The sequence below is a fragment of the Plantibacter sp. CFBP 13570 genome (assembly GCF_014841395.1).
Lineage (GTDB): Bacteria > Actinomycetota > Actinomycetes > Actinomycetales > Microbacteriaceae > Plantibacter > Plantibacter auratus.
The window spans coordinates 1-4,390 of the sequence record NZ_JACYTW010000123.1; the positions used below are offsets into that span (position 1 = coordinate 1).

At 71.1% G+C, this 4,390-nt stretch carries 2 protein-coding genes; both read right to left on the minus strand.

All coding sequences use genetic code 11. From position 1 onward, the window contains the following. On the minus strand, positions 1–1,246 hold a 1,246-nt coding region (locus IFT89_RS19730), incomplete at its 3' end, for a DNA polymerase III subunit gamma and tau (protein WP_202939828.1). A 134-nt stretch (positions 1,247–1,380) separates the two neighbouring features. Then, positions 1,381–4,390: family 43 glycosylhydrolase (locus IFT89_RS19735; RefSeq protein ID WP_202939829.1), on the minus strand; the 3,010-nt coding region annotated here is incomplete at its 5' end.

The following is a 4,390-nucleotide window of genomic DNA, read 5'->3' on the forward strand; positions in this document are numbered from 1 at the left end:
CCACGCTGGCGGGGGCCGGAGCGCGGTCGGCGACCACGGGCTGCGCCGAGACCGCGGCCTGGCCGCCCTCGACGGCAGCACCCTCGACGCCGATGCGACGCTCGAGCCGCTCCACCCGGGCCAATGCACCACGAGCGGAGTCGTCGGCTGCGGGCACGAGGATGCGCGCCATCATGAGCTCGAGGTGGAGCCGGGGCGACGTGGCGCCCGTCATCTGGGTGAGCGCCTCGTTCACGACGTCGGCCGTGCGCGACAGCTCGGCGATGCCGAACGCCCGCGCCTGGGCGAGCATCTTGTCGAGTTCGTCCTGCGGGAGCCCGCGGAGGACCGCCGCAGCGTTCTCGCCCGTGGCGGCCACGACGATGAGGTCGCGGAGTCGCTCGAGCAGGTCGTCGACGAAGCGGCGTGGGTCTTGGCCGGTCTGGATGACGCGGTCGACGGTGCTGAAGGCGGCACCCGAGTCGCGGGCGGCCAGGGCGTCGACGACTTCGTCGAGCAGCGCCGTGTGGGTGTAGCCGAGCAGGGCGACCGCGCGCTCGTAGTCGACGGAGTCACCATCGGAGCCGGCCATCAGCTGATCGAGCAGGGACAGCGTGTCGCGAGCGGAACCGCCACCGGCCCGGACGACGAGCGGCAGTACGCCGGCCTCGACACCCACGTGCTCGCTCTCGCACAGCTGCTGGACGTAGTCGAGCATCTGCGCCGGCGGGATGAGCCGGAAGGGGTAGTGGTGGGTGCGGGAGCGGATCGTGCCGATCACCTTGTCGGGCTCGGTCGTCGCGAAGATGAACTTCACGTGCTCCGGCGGCTCCTCGACGATCTTCAGCAGGGCGTTGAACCCCTGCGGGGTGACCATGTGCGCCTCGTCGAGGATGAAGATCTTGTAGCGGTCGCGCGCGGGCGCGAAGATCGCGCGCTCGCGGAGGTCGCGGGCGTCGTCGACACCGTTGTGGCTGGCCGCGTCGATCTCGACGACGTCGAGCGAGCCGGAGCCGTCGCGGGAGAGGTCGACGCAGCTCGCGCAGACGCCGCATGGGGTGTCGGTCGGGCCCTCGGCGCAGTTGAGGCAGCGGGCGAGGATGCGAGCGGACGTCGTCTTGCCGCAACCGCGTGGACCGCTGAACAGGTACGCGTGGTTGACGCGGTTGGTGCGGAGGGCCGTCATGAGGGGATCGGTCACCTGCGCCTGACCGATCAAGTCGGCGAACGTCTCGGGCCGATACCGGCGATACAGAGCTGTGACCACCCACCAATGGTAGCCGTCGCCCCCGACATCGGAGTCGGGGATCGGACTCCCCCGTCCGTTCGCCCATTCCCGGGCGAACGAACGTTCCCTCGCCCAGGAATGGGCGAGGGAACGTGTGCTTCAGGCGGAAGCCGTCAGCGTCGGACGATCATGATCCAGGAGAGCTGCACGTCGGTGCCGCCACCCGAACCGACGGGATCGAGGGTGATCGACAGACGGCCGTCCGCATCCGGCTGCACGGACGACAGCGTCGCCACGGTCGGGGTGCCGGTGATCGGTTGCGCACTGAGCAGCGTCGCCCCGTTCGCCCCGATGTCCGCGCGCCGGTTGTCCGCCCACTGCGACCACGGGTCGTACAGCCCGACGTACACGTCGTAGCTCCCTGCGTCGAGGGAGTCGAACGCGTACTCCAGCGTGCGGTCGGTCGCGGAACTCGCGACGTAGCGGAGCGACTCCGAGAACGGCCCGTCGGTCGTGCCCGTCTCCGCACCGATGACGCCCCAGTTCGCGCCGGTGGCAGCGTCGGCCCCGAGCGTCCGGTCGAACGTCGAGTTGAGCAGGGTGCCGTCGGCGTCCGCCACCGAGCGGATCGCGTCGTACTCGGGCGACGCCGATCCCCCGGCGTCGACGAGGTAGACGAGGTCCTTCGGGACGACCGTCACCTGCCGGGTCACGGGGCGGGAGACGCCCTCGACCGTGCCGGTGAGCGACACCGGGCCGGGGACGGCGAGCGCCGCGGTGTCCCACGTGATCGACCGGGTGGTCGTCGTGCCACCCTCCGTGACCTGCGCCTCGCTCGGCAGCGTGCTCGCGTCGCCGAGCCGGACGGTCGCCGGCACGTCGACGTCGATCGCGACCTTGCCCTTGCCCTCGAGGTCCGCGAGCGTCCACTCGTCGTACCACTTCAGGGAGAGGGATCCGTCGTCGCCGAACTCGAGCGGGAGCCAGACGGCCGGCGCGTTGCGGAGGTCGGACGGCGTCCAGCGGTCGCCCATGTAGACGAACTTGCCGGCGGCCGCGTCGATGGGGATCACGGACGTGCTCTGGCTGCCGTGGGTCGTCGACGCACCGGAGCCGCTCACCGGGTTGCCGTGGTCGGTCCACTCCCCCAGCATCGAGTCGGCGGTGGCGTACTTGGCCGGATTGGGGTTCCAGCCGGTCGCGCCCGAGGTGATGAGGTAGTACGTGCCGTCGTAGACGAACACGGCCGGAGCTTCCCGCTGTCCACCGATGTAGGTGCGGGTGAAGTCCTCGCCCTTCACGGCACGGTCGACGGGTGCCGACAGGAACATGGAGTTCGACGACAGCTTGGAGATGAAGAGGGTCAGGTTCTCCTCGCTCGCGTAGATGATGTAGCCGGTGCCGTCGACGTCGGTGAAGAGGTTCATGTCGCGGGCCATGCCGGGGCTGTCGGGCTGGTAGTTCGGCTCGCCCTCCGGCGCGACGTTCAGGCGGTAGCTGTCCACGTAGCGGAACGGGCCGGTCGGTGAGTCGGAGACCGCGACCCCGGCAGTCGCCTTCGCGTACTGCGCGTCGGACGTCGCACTCGGGCCGTCGGTGTGGATCCACATGACCCATTGCTCGGTGGCGGCGTTGTACATGACCTTCGGCCGCTCGAGGATCGCCGCGGGGACGACCGGATCGCTCGGGACCGTCAGGAGGTCGCGGACGACCACCGCGCGTTGCTGCGCCGTGTAGTCGGCGTACAGCTCGGCTGCGACCGGATCGGTCGTGAGCTGGTCGGCGGTCGACAGGGCCTGCAGCGCGAGGCCCTCGTCGGTCCAGTTGTACAGGTCGCGCGAGGAGTACACGTGCACCCCGCGGCTGCTCGCGTAGCCGTTCCACCGGTCTTCGCCGTACCAGTAGTAGATCGGCTGGCCGTCGGCGTCCGTCGACGGCACGACCTGCCCGCCGTGCGCCTGGATCGGGTTGCCCTGGTCGTCGACCCAGGCCTGGCCCGGGCGGAAGGAGTCGTAGGTGACGATCGGCCGGAGTGCGGTGAGTGCGGCCCCGAGCGCGTCGTAGGCGGCCGTGAGTGCCGCGGTGTCGGTCGACCCGGCGTCCACGAGCGCCTGGGCGTCGGCGATCGCGGCGTCGAGGACGGCGAGCGAGTCGGCGACGTACCCGGCGCGCTGCCCCTCGTCGAGCGTGACAGCTCGGATCTTCGCCGCGAGCACCTCGGTGGACGCCGTGTGCGGTGCTCGGATGACGATGTAGTTCACCGCGGGGTCCGTGTAGGTGTTGGTCCGACCCGCCGGGCTGTGGACCTCGAGGTCGAGGGTGCCGTCGTCGACGCTCACCGTGAGCTGCTGCTCGAGAAGCGCACCGGCCGGCGCGGTGACCTGGGCGAGCGTCTCGCCCTCGGCCCTGAGGTCGAGCGGTCGTGCCGCCCAGCCGCTCGGCAGGTTGAACCCGAGGGTGACCCCGTAGTCACCGGCCGGGAGGTCGAAGGCGTAGTCGACCGACCGCGTCGGGAGGGAGCTGCCCGCGGGCGGTGCGTCGTACCGGAGGGAGGCGGTCTTCTCGGTCCCGGAGGAGCTGTTCGCCGTTGGGTTGCTGTTCGCGTCGGCGACGAATCCCCAGGACGCGCCGGTGGCGGCGTCGACCCCGTAGGACTGGTCGGTGCGTGACTGGTACAGCCCGATGTGGTCGCCGGCGGAGACCTCGTCGGTCACCGTGCTGCCGGCGTTCGCGAAGTAGAGGACGAAGTCGTTGGCGACGAGTTCGTCGACCGTCGGGCTCGGGTAGCTCGGTGCAGCCTCGGCGCGTGGTGCGTCCGCCGTGACGAGGGCGCCGGAGAGCCCGAGCGCGAGGACGACCGCGCCCGCGACGCCACTCCGTCCGACACCGCCGCTGGAGGACGCGTCCTCGGCGGCGCTCGAGGCGGCGACCCGACGACGGCGGAGGATGAGCAGTGCACCCGTGAGCAGGAGTACCGCAGCCACGATCACCGCGGCGGCGATCGAGACACCCGACACGGCGAGGCCTCCGGCACCTCCTGCGTTCGTGCCCGAGCCCGGCTGACCGACCCCCGGGTTCGCCCCGGGCTCGCCGCCCGGCCCGGTTCCGGGATCGGTGCCGCCGGGCAGGGAGTCGACGGTGTTGCCCGGGCCGCCGTTCGTGCCACCGGCGACGGGGACTGCA